Origin of the sequence: Pseudomonas sp. ADAK18, assembly GCF_012935695.1 — a bacterium.
Taxonomy (GTDB): domain Bacteria; phylum Pseudomonadota; class Gammaproteobacteria; order Pseudomonadales; family Pseudomonadaceae; genus Aquipseudomonas.
On the sequence record NZ_CP052859.1, the window covers coordinates 3,705,077 to 3,722,429 of the forward strand.

The 17,353-nt window shown below is 59.9% G+C and carries 12 protein-coding genes; 6 read left to right on the forward strand and 6 right to left on the reverse strand.

Annotated features, from left to right (window positions below; genetic code table 11):
• Window positions 1-41: 41 nt before the first annotated feature.
• Window positions 42-2,417, reverse strand: a complete 2,376-nt coding sequence (gene ppsA, locus HKK55_RS16650; RefSeq protein ID WP_169355682.1) for a phosphoenolpyruvate synthase — start codon at window positions 2,415-2,417, stop codon at window positions 42-44.
• A 178-nt stretch (window positions 2,418-2,595) separates the two neighbouring features.
• Between ppsA and HKK55_RS16655 the strand changes: the two genes are divergently transcribed.
• On the forward strand, window positions 2,596-3,414 hold the full coding sequence (locus HKK55_RS16655; protein WP_010176424.1) for a pyruvate, water dikinase regulatory protein: 819 nt from the start codon (window positions 2,596-2,598) through the stop codon (window positions 3,412-3,414).
• Between the two features lie 123 nt (window positions 3,415-3,537).
• Here HKK55_RS16655 and HKK55_RS16660 read toward each other — a convergent pair whose 3' ends face one another.
• A complete protein-coding gene (locus HKK55_RS16660) occupies window positions 3,538-4,926 on the reverse strand; it encodes a PLP-dependent aminotransferase family protein (protein WP_272902571.1) in 1,389 nt (462 codons plus the stop codon).
• Between the two features lie 186 nt (window positions 4,927-5,112).
• Here HKK55_RS16660 and HKK55_RS16665 point away from each other — a divergent pair, with 186 nt between their 5' ends.
• The 5 genes from HKK55_RS16665 to HKK55_RS16685 are packed head-to-tail and all read left to right on the forward strand — an operon-like array spanning window position 5,113 to window position 10,571.
• A complete protein-coding gene (locus HKK55_RS16665) occupies window positions 5,113-6,006 on the forward strand; it encodes a DMT family transporter (protein ID WP_169357885.1) in 894 nt (297 codons plus the stop codon).
• Window position 6,007: 1 nt separating this feature from the next.
• The gene (gene moeB / locus HKK55_RS16670; protein ID WP_169355684.1) at window positions 6,008-7,870 is read left to right on the forward strand and encodes a molybdopterin-synthase adenylyltransferase MoeB; all 1,863 of its coding nucleotides are present in this window, start codon (window positions 6,008-6,010) and stop codon (window positions 7,868-7,870) included.
• A 24-nt stretch (window positions 7,871-7,894) separates the two neighbouring features.
• On the forward strand, window positions 7,895-8,809 hold the full coding sequence (locus HKK55_RS16675) for a PLP-dependent cysteine synthase family protein (protein ID WP_169357886.1): 915 nt from the start codon (window positions 7,895-7,897) through the stop codon (window positions 8,807-8,809).
• A gap of 38 nt (window positions 8,810-8,847) precedes the next feature.
• Window positions 8,848-9,840, forward strand: coding sequence for a serine O-acetyltransferase (locus HKK55_RS16680; protein WP_169355685.1), 993 nt, complete (start codon window positions 8,848-8,850; stop codon window positions 9,838-9,840).
• 2 nt (window positions 9,841-9,842) lie between these two features.
• Window positions 9,843-10,571 carry an alanyl-tRNA editing protein gene (locus HKK55_RS16685; protein WP_169355686.1) on the forward strand — a complete coding sequence of 243 codons (729 nt, stop codon included), beginning with the start codon at window positions 9,843-9,845 and terminating at the stop codon, window positions 10,569-10,571.
• Between the two features lie 17 nt (window positions 10,572-10,588).
• Here HKK55_RS16685 and prpD read toward each other — a convergent pair whose 3' ends face one another.
• From prpD to prpC, 4 genes are all read right to left on the reverse strand, one after another.
• Entirely contained in the window at window positions 10,589-12,073 is a 1,485-nt protein-coding gene (prpD, locus tag HKK55_RS16690) for a 2-methylcitrate dehydratase (protein ID WP_169355687.1), read from the reverse strand.
• A gap of 97 nt (window positions 12,074-12,170) precedes the next feature.
• Complete coding sequence (gene prpF / locus HKK55_RS16695; protein ID WP_169355688.1) at window positions 12,171-13,361, reverse strand: 2-methylaconitate cis-trans isomerase PrpF; 1,191 nt, start codon at window positions 13,359-13,361, stop codon at window positions 12,171-12,173.
• A 42-nt stretch (window positions 13,362-13,403) separates the two neighbouring features.
• Window positions 13,404-15,998: a Fe/S-dependent 2-methylisocitrate dehydratase AcnD gene (gene acnD, locus HKK55_RS16700; RefSeq protein WP_169355689.1), complete on the reverse strand. Its 2,595-nt coding sequence runs from the start codon at window positions 15,996-15,998 to the stop codon at window positions 13,404-13,406.
• 207 nt (window positions 15,999-16,205) lie between these two features.
• Window positions 16,206-17,333, reverse strand: coding sequence for a 2-methylcitrate synthase (gene prpC / locus HKK55_RS16705; protein WP_169355690.1), 1,128 nt, complete (start codon window positions 17,331-17,333; stop codon window positions 16,206-16,208).
• Between the last annotated feature and the right edge of the window lie 20 nt (window positions 17,334-17,353).

Genomic DNA, 17,353 nt, shown 5'->3' on the forward strand with positions numbered 1-17,353 from the left:
GGCCAACCGTAACGGTTGACCGGCACTTTTGATGTTACTACCTATGCTGGCGCTTGAGCTTCCGCCAGGAAGAACCAGGTTTCCAGCACGGAATCAGGGTTCAGCGAGACGCTTTCGATGCCCTGTTCCATCAGCCATTTGGCCAGGTCCGGGTGATCGGAAGGGCCTTGGCCACAGATACCGATGTACTTGCCGGCCTTGTTACACGCCTGAATGGCATTGGCCAGCAGCTTCTTGACCGCAGGATTACGCTCGTCGAACAGGTGAGCGATGATCCCCGAGTCGCGGTCCAGGCCCAGGGTCAGTTGGGTCAGGTCGTTGGAGCCGATGGAGAAGCCGTCGAAGAACTCCAGGAACTCTTCGGCCAGGATGGCGTTGGACGGCAGTTCGCACATCATGATAACGCGCAGACCGTTCTCGCCACGGGACAGACCGTTTTCGGCCAGCAGGTCAACGACCTGGCTTGCCTCGCCCAAGGTGCGTACGAACGGCACCATGATTTCGACGTTGGTCAGGCCCATCTCGTTGCGCACGCGCTTGAGCGCACGGCATTCGAGCTCGAAGCAGTCACGGAAGGCTTCGCTGATGTAACGCGAGGCCCCACGGAAGCCCAGCATCGGGTTTTCTTCTTCCGGCTCGTAGAGCTTGCCGCCGATCAGGTTGGCGTATTCGTTGGACTTGAAGTCCGACAGGCGCACGATGACCTTCTTCGGGTAGAACGCCGCCGCCAGGGTACTGATGCCTTCCACCAGCTTCTCGACGTAGAAGCCCACCGGGTCGTTGTAGCCGGCGATGCGCTTGTCGACGCTTTCCTTGATGTCCTGCGGCAGGCCGTCGTAGTTCAACAGCGCCTTGGGGTGCACGCCGATCATGCGGTTGATGATGAATTCCAGGCGGGCCAAGCCCACACCAGCGTTCGGCAACTGGGCAAAATCGAAAGCTCGGTCGGGGTTACCGACGTTCATCATGATCTTGAACGGCAGGTCCGGCATGGCGTCGATGGAGTTCTGCTTGATGTCGAAGCCCAGTTCACCTTCAAAGATGAAGCCGGTGTCGCCTTCGGCGCAGGAAACGGTCACGCCCTGGCCGTCTTTCAACAACTGGGTAGCGTTGCCGCAACCGACGACTGCCGGAATCCCCAGCTCACGGGCGATGATCGCCGCGTGGCAGGTACGCCCACCACGGTTGGTGACGATAGCGCTGGCGCGCTTCATGACCGGCTCCCAATCCGGGTCGGTCATGTCGGAGACCAACACGTCACCTGGCTGAACCTTGTCCATCTCGGACACGTCCTTGATGATCCGCACCTTGCCGGCGCCAATGCGCTGGCCGATGGCACGGCCTTCCACCAACACGGTACCGGTTTCTTTCAACAAGTAGCGTTCCATGACGTTGGCCGAGGTGCGGCTCTTCACGGTTTCAGGACGGGCCTGAACGATGTACAGCTTGCCGTCGTCGCCGTCTTTGGCCCATTCGATGTCCATCGGGCACTTATAGTGCTTCTCGATGATCATTGCCTGTTTGGCCAGTTCGCTGACTTCAGCGTCGCTCAGGCAGAAACGCGCGCGTTCGGCCTTGTCGACATCAACGGTTTTCACCGAGCGACCGGCCTTGGCCTCGTCGCCGTAGATCATCTTGATGGCCTTGCTGCCCAGGTTGCGGCGCAGGATCGCCGGGCGACCGGCCTCAAGGGTGTGCTTGTGGACGTAGAATTCGTCCGGGTTGACCGCGCCTTGTACGACGGTTTCCCCGAGGCCGTAGGCGCCGGTGATGAATACCACGTCACGGAAGCCCGATTCGGTGTCCAGGGTGAACATGACGCCGGCAGTGCCGGTTTCCGAACGCACCATGCGTTGCACACCCGCAGACAGGGCCACCAGCTTGTGGTCGAACCCCTGGTGTACGCGGTAGGAAATGGCGCGGTCGTTAAAGAGGGAGGCAAACACTTCCTTGGCCGCGCGGATGACGTTTTCCACGCCGCGAATGTTCAGGAAAGTCTCTTGCTGGCCGGCGAAGGAGGCGTCGGGCAGGTCTTCGGCGGTAGCCGAGGAACGCACAGCGACAGCCATGTCCGGGTTACCGGCCGACAGCGTGGCGAACGCGGTGCGGATCTCGGCGTTGAGCTTCTCGGGGAACTCGGCTTCCATGATCCATTGACGGATCTGGGCGCCAGTCTTGGCCAGGGCATTGACGTCATCGACGTCCAGCGCATCGAGGGCCGCGTGAATCTGATCGTTGAGGCCGCTCAACTCGAGGAAATCACGGTAAGCCTGGGCCGTAGTGGCGAAGCCACCGGGCACCGAAACACCTGCGCCCGCAAGATTACTGATCATCTCGCCCAGGGATGCGTTCTTGCCCCCCACATGCTCTACATCATGGACGCCGAGCTTATCGAGGGAAACTACGTACTCTACCAAGGTGATCTCTCCACTAACTATGTTGGAAAAGCTCAGGACGCCGGTCGCTCAGTAGGAGCAAACACCTGCGCTTGTGGCCTGGACCTGGAAAATAAGTGAGAATGCGGCCCACTGCGGGACGGCAAAATCGCGCCTATCATATCCAAGATTCGTCATCAGCTTAAGGCCCAAGGCTCAAATGAAACGATCTGCTTTCTTTATCTCCGACGGCACCGGCATTACTGCCGAAACCCTGGGTCAAAGCCTCTTGGCGCAGTTCGAAAACATTACCTTCAGCAAATTCACGCGACCCTATATCGATAGCGTGGATAAAGCGCGAGCCATGGTACAACAAATCAATCTGGCCGCCGAAAAAGACGGTTTTCGTCCGATCATTTTCGACACCATCGTCAATCAAGACATTCGTGAGATCCTCGCAACTTCGAATGGTTTCATGATCGACATCTTCTCGACCTTCCTGGCGCCTTTGGAACAGGAGTTGAGTGAACACTCCTCCTACTCGGTAGGCAAGTCCCATTCCATTGGCCACAACTCCAACTATATGGAGCGGATCGAGGCGGTGAACTTCGCCCTGGACAATGACGACGGCGCCCGCACTCACTACTACGACAAGGCCGACCTGATCCTGGTCGGTGTATCCCGCTGCGGCAAGACCCCGACCTGCCTCTATATGGCCATGCAATTCGGCATTCGCGCGGCCAACTACCCGCTGACCGAAGACGACATGGAACACCTGACGCTGCCGGCCGCCTTGCGCGCCCACCAGCACAAGCTGTTCGGCCTGACTATCGACCCGGACCGCCTCACCGCCATTCGTAACGAGCGCAAGCCCAACAGCCGCTACTCCAGCTATGCCCAGTGTGAGTTTGAAGTGCGGGAAGTGGAAAATCTGTTCCGGCGCGAGAATATTGCGCACATCAATTCCACGCATTTTTCGGTGGAAGAGATTTCGGCGAAGATTCTGGTGGAAAAAGGGGTCGAGCGGCGCTTCAAGTAACTTTATGGCCTGACCTGACGCCATCGCAGGCAAGCCAGCTCCCACAGTTAACCGAGTTCGACGATACGACGCGGTGAATGTGGGAGCTGGCTTGCCTGCGATGAACGATAACTCGGTCCCCGCCTATAAATGAAACCGCCCCCCGCCCTGTCCCAACGCCGTCGCCAAGGCATCAAACCCCTCCCGCAACAACTGATCATCCCCGGACGTATTGCAGATACTCGCCCGAATAAACTGCGGCACTGCGGTTTGCCCGACGGCAAACGCCTCCGCCGTCGCGATCAGGTAATTGTTCTGCTTGAGTTCGGCCTCGATTTCCGAGGCCCGCCAAGGCTCCGGGACTTCGATCCAAAAATGTGGGCTGTTGAGGTGAGTACGGTATTCAAGGCCGGCCAGCAGGCCTTCAACCAGCGCCTTGCGTCGGCTGATCTCGTTGATTTGCTGGTGCAGCAAATACTCCGCCGTGCCGTTTTCGATCCATTGGGTGGCCAGTTCCAGGGTCACTGGCGTCGCCATCCAGCAGGTAGAACGCAGGGCCGCAGAGATACGACTGACCAGCGCTGGTGGTGCATGTACGTAACCCACACGCAAGCCTGCCGACACCGCCTTGCTCAGGCTGCTGATCAGAATCGTGCGTTCCGGGGCGAAATGGCTCAGCGGTGGCGGCCGGTCTTCCACCAATACGCCATGGGCCTCGTCTTCGAGGATCAGCAAGTTGTGTTCCCGGCAGACCTTGACCAACGCCTCACGCCGGGCGACCGACAGCACCGCCGTCGTAGGATTCTGGATCGTCGGCGTGCAGTACAAGGCCGACACCCGGTGATTGCGGCAGACCTCATCCACCGCACTCGGTAGCAGCCCTTCGTCATCCATCTCCAGGCCAATCAAACGTATGCCAAGCATGCGCGCGGCAGTGATCAACCCTGGGTAGGTCAGTTGTTCCGTTACCACGGTGTCCCCGGCCCGTAACAACGCCATCATGGCGCACAACAGCCCGTGCTGGCCGCCATTGACGCAAATCACCTGCTCGGGAATCGGATAGAAGTCGCGCTGGGTCAGCCATTGGGCGCCGGCAGCGCGGTAACGGGGCAAACCGGCATCCGGGGTGTACGCGCTGATGTCCTGCAAGAACTTGCCGTTATTGGCCAGGGTTTGAAAGCTCTGCGCCAGGAATGTCGTCTCCTGCCCCGGGATATGCATGTTGCGGCTCATGTCGAAGTATTGCCGCGGCTCCTCGCTGAAGTTACGGAAGCCCTCATCCCGTTGGCGCTCCATCCCACGCTTGCGCACAAAAGTGCCATCGCCGACCCGCGCCACCACCAAACCCAGGCGTTCCAGCTCACCGTAGGCCCGACTGATGGTACCGATGGTGACGCCCAGATTGTCGGAAAGCACCCGATGGGGCGGCAGTTTTCGTCCCGGTTCAATCAAGCCTTCAAGGATGCCCCGCTCCATGACATCGGACAGGCGTTTGTACTTGACGCCCTGACCGCTGGACAGCCCCTCACGCATAATTGACACCATGTCAATATTTGTTTTGACAGTCATCATTCGCCCAAATAGTGTGCTTTAACGGGTTCAATCACCGGATTAAGGATCTCAATATAGAGGTCAATTCCGTATCAGGGAAGCAATGTCACGATGCCAATGTCCGCCGTCTTAGAAAACACTGAAAAAACAAAAACACGCAAACAGTGGCTGGCCGGCCTGATCACCAGTGTGATGTTTCTGATTGTCTGCCTGAGCTGGGGAACCACCTGGCTGGGGATCAAGATCGCGGTGGAGAGTGTGCCGCCGCTGACCTCGGCCGGCCTGCGCTTCCTGATCGCCTTCCCGCTGTTCCTGTGTTTCGCCATGGTGCGCCGCGAGCCAATCCTGTTCCCTCGGGAGAGTCGCTGGTTCTTCGTGTTCGTGACCCTTTCCTACTTCAGTGTTCCTTATTACCTGCTCAACTACGGCGAGATGCATGTCTCGTCCGGCCTCACCGCCCTACTGTTCAGTTGCATGCCCGTATTCATCCTGATTTTTTCTGCGCTGTTTTTGCGTGAGCGCATCTACTTTTCCCAAGTGGTCGGCATCGGCATCGGTTTCGCCAGCCTCTACATGATCATCAAGAGCCAGGGCCTGCACCTTGACCATGCCGAGTTCTTCGGAGTGCTGGCGATTCTCGCCGCCGCGATCATGCATGCCTTGTGCTATGTCATCACCAAGCAAAAAGGCAGTGCCATCAGCGTCATTACCTACAACACCCTACCCATTGGCATCGCCGGTCTGATGCTGTTTCTCGCCGGGCTGTGGTTTGAAACCCCAACATTCGAAGACATCACCCTGCGCTCTTGGAGCGCCCTGTTCTACCTGGGGCTGGTGGCGTCGGTCGGTGGTTTTATCGTGTATTTCATGCTGCTCAAGCGCCTGAGCCCAATTATCTTGTCTTTCGTCTTTATCATTTTCCCGGTATTCGCCGTGATCATCGGCGCCTGGTACGAAGGCGTGGAAATTTCCAAGGACCTAATGCTGTACTCGGCGATCCTGCTGGCCGGCTTTGCGATCACCAAACTGCCCGTCGAAAAGCTCCTGGCCAAGAAAAACTGACATGAACGCCCTCACCCCTTCCGCCCTGGACCAGATCTACGCCCACGCGAGCCGCACCTACCCCGAAGAGTGTTGCGGCTTCGTCTTCGCGGATGGCAGCGTGTACCTGGGCAGCAATATCCAGAATGAATTGCACCGCAAGAATCCAGAGATGTACCCACGCAGTGCAGCCAACGGTTACACCTTCGCGGTGGCCGATACGCTGATGATGAACAAGGCTTTTCGCAGTGATAACCCGGTGGTAGTGATCTACCACTCCCATCCTGACGTCGGTGCCTATTTCAGCGACGAGGACCAAGACAAAGCCTTGTTCATGGGCGAACCGATCTACCCCGTCAGCTACCTGGTGGTGGATGTTCGCCAGGCCAAGCCCCAAGGTTCAAAGCTGTTTGCCTGGGATGGCAGCAGCTTTGCCCGCAAACCCTTCAACGACCTGCAAATGGAGTTGTGCATGAACGCTGTATCTTTCCCCGACATCCTGGTGCGTGTGGCCAAGCTGCCCGAATCGACCCTTGAGGGTGCCGGATCGACATTGCGCGAAGTCATTGAAAACCTCTGCGACAGCTACCCGCAATTGCGTGCGCATCTGTTCCACGAGAAAAACAACCAGCTCAAGGAACACTTCCTGTTTACCGCCGGGGAAGAGCTGATTGAGGCCGATGAACGGTTGCCCGAGTCGGCAAAAATCGAAGTCCTGCTCGCCACCTCGGGTGGCATGGACGTCGACCAACTGAGCAATGAAGAAGTGCAGCGCTACGTGCGCCATATCACCCTTCCCGGCGTGGGTCGCGAAGGCCAGTTGAACCTGAAAAAAGCCAAGGTGCTGATCATCGGCACCGGCGGCCTGGGTTCGCCCATCAGCCTGTACTTGGCGGCAGCCGGTATCGGCACCCTGGGGCTGGTGGACTTTGACGTGGTGGAAAGCAGCAACCTGCAACGCCAAATCGTCCATAGCAACAGCACGTTGGGGATGTCCAAGGTCGAGTCTGCCAAACAGCGCCTGCAAGACCTGAACAGCCACATCCAGATCAATGCCCACAACACAGCCTTGAATGCCGACAACGCCCTGGAGCTGGTGGGCGCCTATGACCTGGTGATCGACGGCACCGATAATTTTGAAACCCGCTATCTGGTCAACGACGCCTGCGTGCAACTGGGTAAACCCCTGGTGTACGGCGCCATCTACCGTTTCGACGGCCAGATCAGCGTTCTTAACTACAAAGGCGGCCCGTGTTATCGCTGCCTGTTTCCCCACGCACCACCGGCAGAGCTGGCACCCAATTGCAGTTCCGGCGGTGTGATCGGCGTGCTGCCGGGTGTGATCGGGATGATCCAGGCCACCGAGGCGATCAAGCTGCTGATCGGGATTGGCGAACCTTTGTCAGGCCGATTGATGCGCTTCGATGCCCTGGCAATGAAGTTCAGCGAAATCCGCTTCAAGCGCCGTGCTGACTGCCCGTGCTGCTCCGAACTGCGCCGCAATGAACAACCGGCCGCCGCCGTGTGTGCTGACGCGGTCGCCACCGCCCCGGCCCTGGCCGAAGAGCGCTACATCAAACCACGCGTTCTCAAGCAACTCCTCGAACAACACAGAAGCGCCGACATCCTGCTGGATGTGCGGGACGCCAGCGAACTGGAAGTCTGCAAGCTGCCCGGGGTGTTGCACATCCCCCTGGCCGAACTCGACGGGCAACTCGACAGCCTGAGCCGAGACAACACCCACTACCTGATCTGCTACGCCGGGACCAGGGCCGAGCAGGCCGCCAGCACCTTGCTGGCGGCCGGTTTCGCTAACACCAAAGTACTGCAAGGTGGCATGAAGCACTGGGTTCGCGACGTCGAACCCGACATGCCTTTGTACTGACTGCCGGCCATGGGTTCCTACTTGATGTTGCATAACTCGATACTTGACGCCATTGGCCAGACGCCCATCGTGCGCCTTGAACAATTTTCCGAAGACCTCGGCATCGAGGTCTTCGCCAAGCTGGAGTCGCTGAACCCCGGTGGCAGCCACAAGGCGCGCATCGCCTTGGGGATGATCCTCGACGCCGAACGCCGGGGCGTGCTGATCCGTGGTTCCGGGCAAACCATCATCGAGCCCAGCGGTGGCAACACCGGCATTGGCCTGGTGATGGCCGGTAACGTGCTGGGCTACAAAGTGGTGCTGGTGATTCCGGACAACTACAGCCCTGAGAAGCAGAAGCTGCTGCGCCTGTACGGCGCCAAGGTAGTGCTGTCGGACAGCCGCCTGGGCAACAATTCCCATGGCGAAAAATGCATGGAGCTACAGCTGGAAAACCCCAGCTTTGTGATGCTCAACCAACAGCGCAACGGCGCCAACCCGCAGACCCATCGTGACACCACCGCCCGGGAAATCATCCGTGCGTTTGGCGAGCGGCGGGTGGACTATTTCGTTAGCGGCATCGGCACCGGTGGCCACATCACTGGCATTGGTGAAACCCTCAAGGCCACCTGGCCGGCCGTGCGCGTAATGGGCGTAGAACCCGAGGAATGCGACCTGCTGAGTGATCAACATGCGCCGCACCATATCCAGGGCCTGTCTATCGGTTTGATCCCGAGCATCCTCAATCTGGCGGTGCTGGACGGCATGATCAAGGTCTCCCGGGAGGAATGCCTGGCGATGATGAAACGCATCATGCGCACCGATGCCATCAGCCTGGGGCTGTCTTCGGCCGCCAATATGGTGGCCATTGCCAAGCTCGCACCGGAACTGCCCACCGAGACCGTCGTCCTGACCATGGTCTACGACAGTGCGGACAGCTACTTACCCTGTTTCGAATAACGATCGCTCTTAAACAACAAGAATGCGGGGGTGCCTCCATGGGAGGCTTTATCGACATGCAACAATTGCACGATGAGTTGCTCACCCACCTCATCACCACTCTTTCACCTGCACAGGTGCAGGAGTTGCAGGCGCACCTGGCGCCGCTGATCCAGACGGCAGCGCAGGCCGTGGCCGAGGACCTGATCGCCTATGCCTATCGCGACCCAGCGTCTCGCGGACGCGCCGAGCTGATCCTGGAGTCCTACGCCTCGTTCAAGGCGGTGCTGTTCTACCGGCTGGCTCATTGGGTGTGGAGTTTCCACGAGCAACACAACAGTGCGTTTTGCGCTATGGCCCTGAAGCTGAGCAACCAGGGCAAGATCCTGTCCGGTGCCGAAATCCATCCTGCCGCGCGGATTGGCCGGCGCTTCGTGCTTGATCACGGCTATGGCACCGTCATCGGCGAAACCTGCGAGATCGGCAACGACTGCTACATCCTCTGCGGCGTGACCCTGGGTGCGCGCGGCATCGCCAACAACCCCGACGGCAAGCGTCATCCACGCCTGGGCAACAATGTCGAAATCGGCGCAGGCGCCAGGGTGCTGGGCTATGTGCAAATCGGCGACAACGTGTTCATCAGCCCGGCCTGTGTGATCACACAGGATGTGCCGGCAGGCACCAAAGTCAAAGTGGTTAACCAGATTCAACTGCAGAAAAACGACGAGTCCGATCACAGTAACTACCTTGGCGCCTTCGCCCTCAACGAACGCCTGCACGTGGTTGGCGAGGTCAACGCCAGCCACAAAGTGACGGTGCTGGACGCCGACTTCCATCCCTTGGCCGGCGTATTGCTGGAACCCACGGTCAAGGAGCGTCATCACCTGCAGTTTCGCTTGCGTCACGTCGCCTCGACCGGCCACCCGCCGCGCTTGCCGATCAACCTGAAAGTCTGCGGTCCCGAGTTTGAAATCACCCTGCTGTCTCCCCCTGGCTTGAGCGCAATGGTTCGTCATTTGCTGCAAGTCAGCCCACTGATCGTCGGAGGTTGAACATGTCCGTGCACACAATGGAAACCCTGGCGCTGTTTGACAGTGCGCCTTATCAGAACGCCTTCAGTGCCCGGGTGATCGCCGTCAGTGAGCAAGGGATCGCCCTGGAACACACCCTGTTCTACCCCACCGGCGGTGGGCAACCTGGGGACACCGGTCACTTCATCCTCGCCGATGGCGCCCGGGTGGAGGTGATCGGAACAGTACGGGACCCGGTATTACGCTCGATCATCTGGCACCAAGTAGAACAACGCCCTGACCAGCTGTGCGCCGGCGTACAGGTGGACGCTAACCTGGACTGGGAGCGGCGCTACCAACACATGAAGATGCACACCTGTCTGCACCTGTTGTGTTCGATCATCGATGCCCCGGTGACCGGCTGCAGTATCAACGCGGACAAGGGGCGCCTGGATTTCGACTTGCCGGAAATGACCCTCGACAAGGACAGCATCACCCGCGACCTCAACGCACTGATCGAGCAGGCCCATGAGGTCAAGACCCTGTCGATGCCGGCATCGGAATATTCCACCTTGCTGCAGATCACCCGCACCCAGGCGGTGGCGCCGCCGGTGATCCAGGGCGCCGTGCGGGTGATTGAAATTGCCGGTATCGACATCCAGCCCTGTGGCGGCACCCATGTGATCAACACCGAAGAAATCGGCCGGGTTTTTTGCGAGAAAATCGAGAAGAAGAGCAAGCACAACCGACGGGTGATTTTGCGGTTTGAGTGATGCCTGGGCGGCGTCTGTCAGATCACAAACAGATCGACAAACCGATTCACCGGGGTCGTCTCAAGCCGAGCCTGGTCCTTGCACAAGGCAAAGATCTCGGCACTGCGCTGGGCGGTAAAGCGCGTCGCCAGGTTGGCCTTGAACTTGTCTTCCAGCAGCGGAATACCATCCACCCGGCGGCGGCGATGGCCAATCGGGTACTCCACCGCCACCTGCTCGGTGCTGGAGCCGTCCTTGAAGAACACTTGCACCGCGTTGGCAATAGAACGCTTGTCGGCTTCCAGGTATTCGCGGCTGTAACGCGGCTCTTCGACAATGACCATTTTATCCCGCAGCTCATCGATGATCGGGTGAGCCGCGTGGAACTCATCTTCGTACTGCTCGGCCACCAGATTGCCAAACGCCAGCGGCACGGCGGTCATGTACTGGATGCAGTGGTCGCGGTCGGCGGCGTTGGCCAGTTGGCCCACCTTGGAAATGATACGAATCGCCGACTCGTGGGTGGTGATGACGATCTTGTCGATCTCATGCAGACGGTTCTTCACTTGAGGATGCAACGTCACCGCCGCTTCGCAGGCCGTTTGCGCGTGGAACTCGGCCGGGAAGCTGATCTTGAACAGCACGTTTTCCATCACATAAGTGCCGTACGGCTGGGACAGGCTGAAGGCTCGCTTGTCTTCGGGCTTGAGCGCCAGGTCTTTGTTGGTGTGGCTGAACAGCACGTCGTAAAAGCCCCATTGTGGGGCGCTCAATACCCCGGGAATGCCCATCTCGCCACGCATGGCGATGTCCGCCAGGCGCACGCCACGGCTGGACGCATCGCCAGCCGCCCACGACTTGCGCGACCCGGCATTCGGCGCATGGCGATAAGTGCGCAGGGCCTGGCCGTCGACAAACGCCTGAGACAGCGCCGACAGTAGTTGCTCACGATTGGCACCCATCAGCTTGGCGGTGACGGCAGTGGACGCGACTTTCACCAACAGCACATGGTCGAGACCGACGCGGTTGAAGGAGTTTTCCAGGGCGATCACGCCCTGGATTTCGTGGGCCATGATCATCGCGTCCAACACCGTACGGACGGTCAGCGGCGCATCGCCATTAGCCACACGTTTTTGCGAGAGGTGGTCGGCAACCGCAAGAATCCCGCCGAGGTTATCGGAAGGATGGCCCCATTCGGCGGCGAGCCAAGTGTCGTTGTAGTCGAGCCAACGCACGATGCAACCGATGTCCCACGCCGCCTTGACCGGGTCCAGGCGAAACGAGGTGCCCGGCACTCGAGCGCCGAACGGCACCACCGTGCCTTCAACGATCGGCCCCAGGTGCTTGGTGCACTCCGGGAAACGCAGGGCCAGCAGGCCGCAACCGAGGGTGTCCATCAGACAGTTGCGGGCGGTGTCCAGGGCATCGCGGGATTCGATCTTGAAATTCAGGACGTAGTCGGCGATGTCCTGCAGAACCTGGTCGTAGTCGGGGCGGTTGTTTTGGTCGACGTTGGCGCTCATGGCAGTTCTCCAAAGAGTTAGGGGTTGGTCCATCCTCAGGGTCAGGGTTGATGTGTTTTTAAAGGCAGATCTTGGTGTCTGCCTGATGGATCAATACTTAAAACGCGTCGCCCGGCACACGCACAAAACCTTCCATCAATACCCGCGCGCTGCGGCTCATGATGGCTTTCTTGACGACCCATTCACCGTCCACCTGGCTCGCCTCGGCCCCCACCCGCAGCGTCCCGGAAGGATGCCCAAACCGCACCGCATTGCGCTCCACACCACCGGCCGCCAGATTCACCAGCGTTCCGGAAATCGCCGCCGCCGTGCCAATCGCCACCGCCGCCGTGCCCATCATCGCGTGGTGCAGCTTGCCCATGGACAACGCCCGTACCAACAGATCAACATCTGCCGCCTTGATCGCCTTACCACTGGACGCTACGTAGTCGGCAGGCCGAGCCACAAACGCGACCTTGGGTGTGTGCTGGCGCTGGGCCGCTTCGTCCAGGTGCTTGATCAACCCCATGCGCAACGCACCATGAGCCCGGATGGTCTCGAACATCGCCAAGGCTTTCGGATCACTGTTGATCGCGCCTTGCAACTCGGTACCGGTGTAACCCAGGTCCTGGGCGTTGATGAAAATAGTAGGAATCCCGGCGTTGATCAGCGTCGCCTTGAAGGTACCCACACCGGGTACTTCCAGGTCATCCACCAAGTTGCCGGTGGGGAACATCGAACCGCCACCGCCCTCTTCTTCCGCCGCCGGGTCCATGAACTCCAACTGCACTTCGGCCGCTGGAAAGGTCACGCCGTCCAGTTCGAAGTCGCCGGTTTCCTGCACCGCGCCGTCGGTGATCGGCACGTGGGCGATGATCGTCTTGCCGATATTGGCCTGCCAGACCCGCACCACGGCCACGCCGTTTTGCGCAATACGTGCGGCATCCACCAGGCCGTTGCTGATGGCAAAAGACCCCACCGCCGCCGACAGGTTGCCGCAGTTGCCGCTCCAATCCACGAACGGCTTGTCGATGGAGACTTGGCCAAACAGGTAGTCGACGTCGTGATCGGCGCGGGTGCTTTTGGCCAGAATTACGGTTTTGCTGGTGCTGGACGTCGCGCCGCCCATGCCGTCGATTTGCTTGTCATAGGGATCGGGGCTGCCAATCACCCGCAACAGCAAAGCATCCCGCGCGGCACCCGGAACCTGGGCCGACTCGGGCAAATCCTTGAGGCTGAAAAACACGCCTTTGCTGGTACCGCCACGCATGTAGGTGGCGGGAATCTTGATCTGAGGTACGTGTGCCATGGTTTTCCTCATGGGCCGGGGCACACGCCCCGGCCGCAGTTGTCAGGCGGTCACTGCCGATTCCAGGAAGTCCTGGGCAAAGCGTTGCAATACGCCGCCCGCCTCGTAGATCGACACTTCTTCGGCGGTGTCCAGGCGGCAGGTCACCGGCACTTCGACACGTTCGCCATTCTTGCGGTTGATCACCAGGGTCAACGCCGCACGCGGGGTGCGCTCGCCGATCACGTCGTAGGTTTCACTGCCGTCGATCTTCAGGGTCTTGCGGTCGGTACCTGGCAGGAACTCCAGCGGCAACACGCCCATGCCCACCAGGTTGGTGCGGTGAATGCGCTCGAAACCTTCAGCGGCAATCGCTTCCACACCGGCCAGGCGCACGCCCTTGGCCGCCCAGTCCCGGGATGAACCCTGACCGTAGTCGGCGCCGGCAATGATGATCAGCGGCTGCTTGCGTTCCATGTAGATTTCGATGGCTTCCCACATCCGCGTGACCTGGCCTTCCGGCTCAAGACGCGTCAGCGAACCCTGCTTGACCTTGCCGTTTTCCACGACCATTTCGTTGAACAGTTTCGGGTTGGCGAAGGTGGCGCGTTGAGCGGTCAGGTGGTCGCCACGGTGCGTCGCATAGGAGTTGAAGTCGACCTCCGGCAAGCCCATTTTGGCCAGGTATTCGCCGGCGGCGCTGTCCAGCATGATCGCGTTGGATGGCGACAAGTGATCCGTGGTGATGTTGTCCGGCAGCACCGCCAGCGGGCGCATACCCTTGAGCGGACGCGCACCGGCCAACGCACCTTCCCAGTACGGCGGACGGCGAATGTAGGTGCTCTGTGGACGCCAATCATACAGCGGCTCGACTTTCGGGCCGGTGTCTTCATGGATGGCGAACATCGGGATGTAGACCTTGCGGAACTGCTCCGGCTTGACCGACGCCTTGACCACTGCATCGATTTCTTCGTCGCTCGGCCAGATGTCTTTAAGGCGGATTTCCTTGCCATTCGCATCCAGGCCCAGCACGTCCTTCTCGATGTCGAAACGGATGGTGCCGGCAATGGCGTAGGCAACCACCAACGGCGGCGACGCGAGGAATGCTTGTTTGGCGTACGGGTGAATACGCCCGTCAAAGTTGCGGTTACCCGACAACACAGCGGTGGCGTACAGATCGCGGTCGATGATTTCTTGCTGGATCACCGGGTCGAGCGCGCCGGACATGCCGTTGCACGTGGTGCAGGCAAACGCCACGACACCAAAGCCCAATTGCTCCAGCTCGGTGGTCAGCCCGGCTTCGTCCAGGTACATGGCCACGGTTTTCGAACCCGGCGCCAAGGACGACTTGACCCACGGCTTACGGGTCAAGCCCAGCGTGTTGGCGTTGCGCGCCAGCAGGCCTGCGGCAATCACGTTGCGCGGGTTACTGGTGTTGGTGCAACTGGTGATGGCGGCGATGATCACGGCGCCGTCGGGCATTTGTCCGGGCACGTCGTCCCATTGACCAGAGATGCCCTTGGCAGCCAGATCGCTGGTGGCGACGCGGGCGTGAGGGTTACTCGGACCCGCCATGTTGCGCACTACCGAAGACAAATCGAAGGTCAGGCCACGCTCGTATTGCGCGCCCTTGAGGTCATCGGCCCACAAGCCGGTGTGGCGGGCGTATTGCTCCACCAATGCTACTTGCTCGTCTTCACGGCCGGTGAGTTTCAGGTAGGCGATGGTCTGCTGGTCGATATAGAACATCGCCGCCGTAGCGCCGTATTCCGGGGCCATGTTGGAGATGGTCGCACGGTCGCCGAGGGTCAGGTTGGAGGCGCCCTCGCCGAAGAACTCCAGCCAGGCACCGACGACTTTTTGCTGGCGCAGAAACTCAGTCAACGCCAGCACCATGTCGGTGGCGGTGATGCCCGGCTGCAGCTTGCCCGTCAGTTCGACACCGACGCTTTCCGGCAGGCGCATCCACGAGGCGCGGCCGAGCATCACGCTCTCGGCTTCCAGGCCGCCGACGCCGATGGCGATCACGCCCAAGGCGTCAACGTGCGGGGTGTGGCTGTCGGTGCCGACGCAGGTGTCGGGGAACGCCACGCCGTCACGCACCTGGATCACCGGAGACATTTTCTCCAGGTTGATCTGGTGCATGATGCCGTTGCCCGGCGGGATCACGTCGACGTTCTTGAAAGCTTTTTTGGTCCACTCGATAAAGTGGAAACGGTCTTCGTTGCGGCGGTCTTCGATAGCGCGGTTTTTCTCGAACGCATCGGGATCAAAACCACCGGCTTCGACGGCCAGGGAGTGGTCGACAATCAGTTGGGTCGGCACCACCGGGTTGACCTGGGCCGGGTCACCGCCTTGCAGGGCGATGGCGTCGCGCAGGCCAGCGAGGTCCACCAGAGCGGTCTGGCCGAGAATGTCGTGGCACACAACGCGGGCCGGGAACCACGGGAAGTCGAGGTCGCGCTTGCGCTCGATCAGTTGGCTCAGGGACGCGTTGAGGGTCGTCGGGTCGCAGCGACGCACCAGGTTTTCTGCCAGCACACGGGAGGTATACGGCAAGGTGGCATAGGCGCCGGGGGTGATTGCATCGACAGCTGCACGGGCGTCGTAGTAATCCAGTCGGCTGCCGGGCAGCGGTTTGCGGTGTTCAGTGTTCATCGTCAGGACTCGGTCACGGTAAGGGATACAGCAAAACCTGCGGCATTGGCCTGGATGAACACGGTTCCTGTGGGAGCCGGGCTTGCCCGCGATGACTGACTCACATTCAACACTTCTGTCGACAGTGATACCGCTATCGCGGGCAAGCCCGGCTCCCACATTGAACCGGTTCCAACCATGAAATCCGGCGCCTCAGATTCCCACTGCTCAGCGACGTTCGATTGGCACGAACTTGCGCTGCTCAACGCCGACATACTCGGCGCTCGGACGGATGATGCGGTTGCCGGCACGCTGCTCGAACACATGCGCCGCCCAACCGGTCAGGCGCGAGCAGACAAAAATCGGCGTGAACAGCTTGGTCGGAATGCCCATGAAGTGGTACGCCGAGGCATGGTAGAAGTCGGCGTTGGGGAACAATTTCTTCTGCTCCCACATGGTCTTGTCGATGGCTTCGGAGACAGGGAACAGCACTTTATCGCCCACCTCGTCCGCGAGTTTTTTCGACCAGCCCTTGATCACTTCATTACGTGGGTCGCTGTCTTTATAGATCGCGTGGCCGAAGCCCATGATCTTGTCCTTGCGCGCCAACATATCCAGGGTGCCCTTCACCGCATCTTCAGGAGAGGCGAAACGCTCGATCATTTCCATCGCCGCTTCGTTGGCGCCGCCGTGCAGCGGGCCGCGCAATGCGCCAATGGCCGCGGTGATGCAGGAATAAAGGTCCGACAAGGTCGAAGCACAAACCCGTGCGGTGAAGGTCGACGCGTTGAATTCGTGCTCGGCGTAGAGGATCAACGAGACGTTCATCACCTTGACGTGCAACTCGCTCGGCTTCTTGTCGTGTAACAGATGCAGGAAGTGCCCGCCGATGGAAGGCTCGTCGGTCACGCAGTTGATGCGCTTGCCGTCGTGACTGAAGCGATACCAGTAACACATGATTGCAGGGAACGCGGCCAACAGGCGGTCGGTGACATCATGCTGGGCGGAGAAGTCTTTCTCCGGCTCGATATTGCCCAGGAACGAGCAACCGGTACGCATCACGTCCATCGGGTGCGCGTCAGCGGGGATACGTTCCAGTACCTCTTTCAGCACTGGGGGCAGGTCGCGCAGTTTGCTCAATTTGGCGGTGTAGGCTGCCAGTTCGGATTTGGTCGGCAGTTCGCCGTAGAGCAGCAGGTAGGCAACCTCTTCAAACTGCGCATCGGCAGCCAGTTCGCGCACGTCATAACCGCGATAGGTCAGGCCGGCACCGGCTTGGCCCACGGTGGACAGTGCAGTCTGCCCGGCCACCTGACCACGCAGGCCTGCTCCACTGAGTACTTTTGCTTCGGCCATTGTCTTCTCCAATCTTGAAT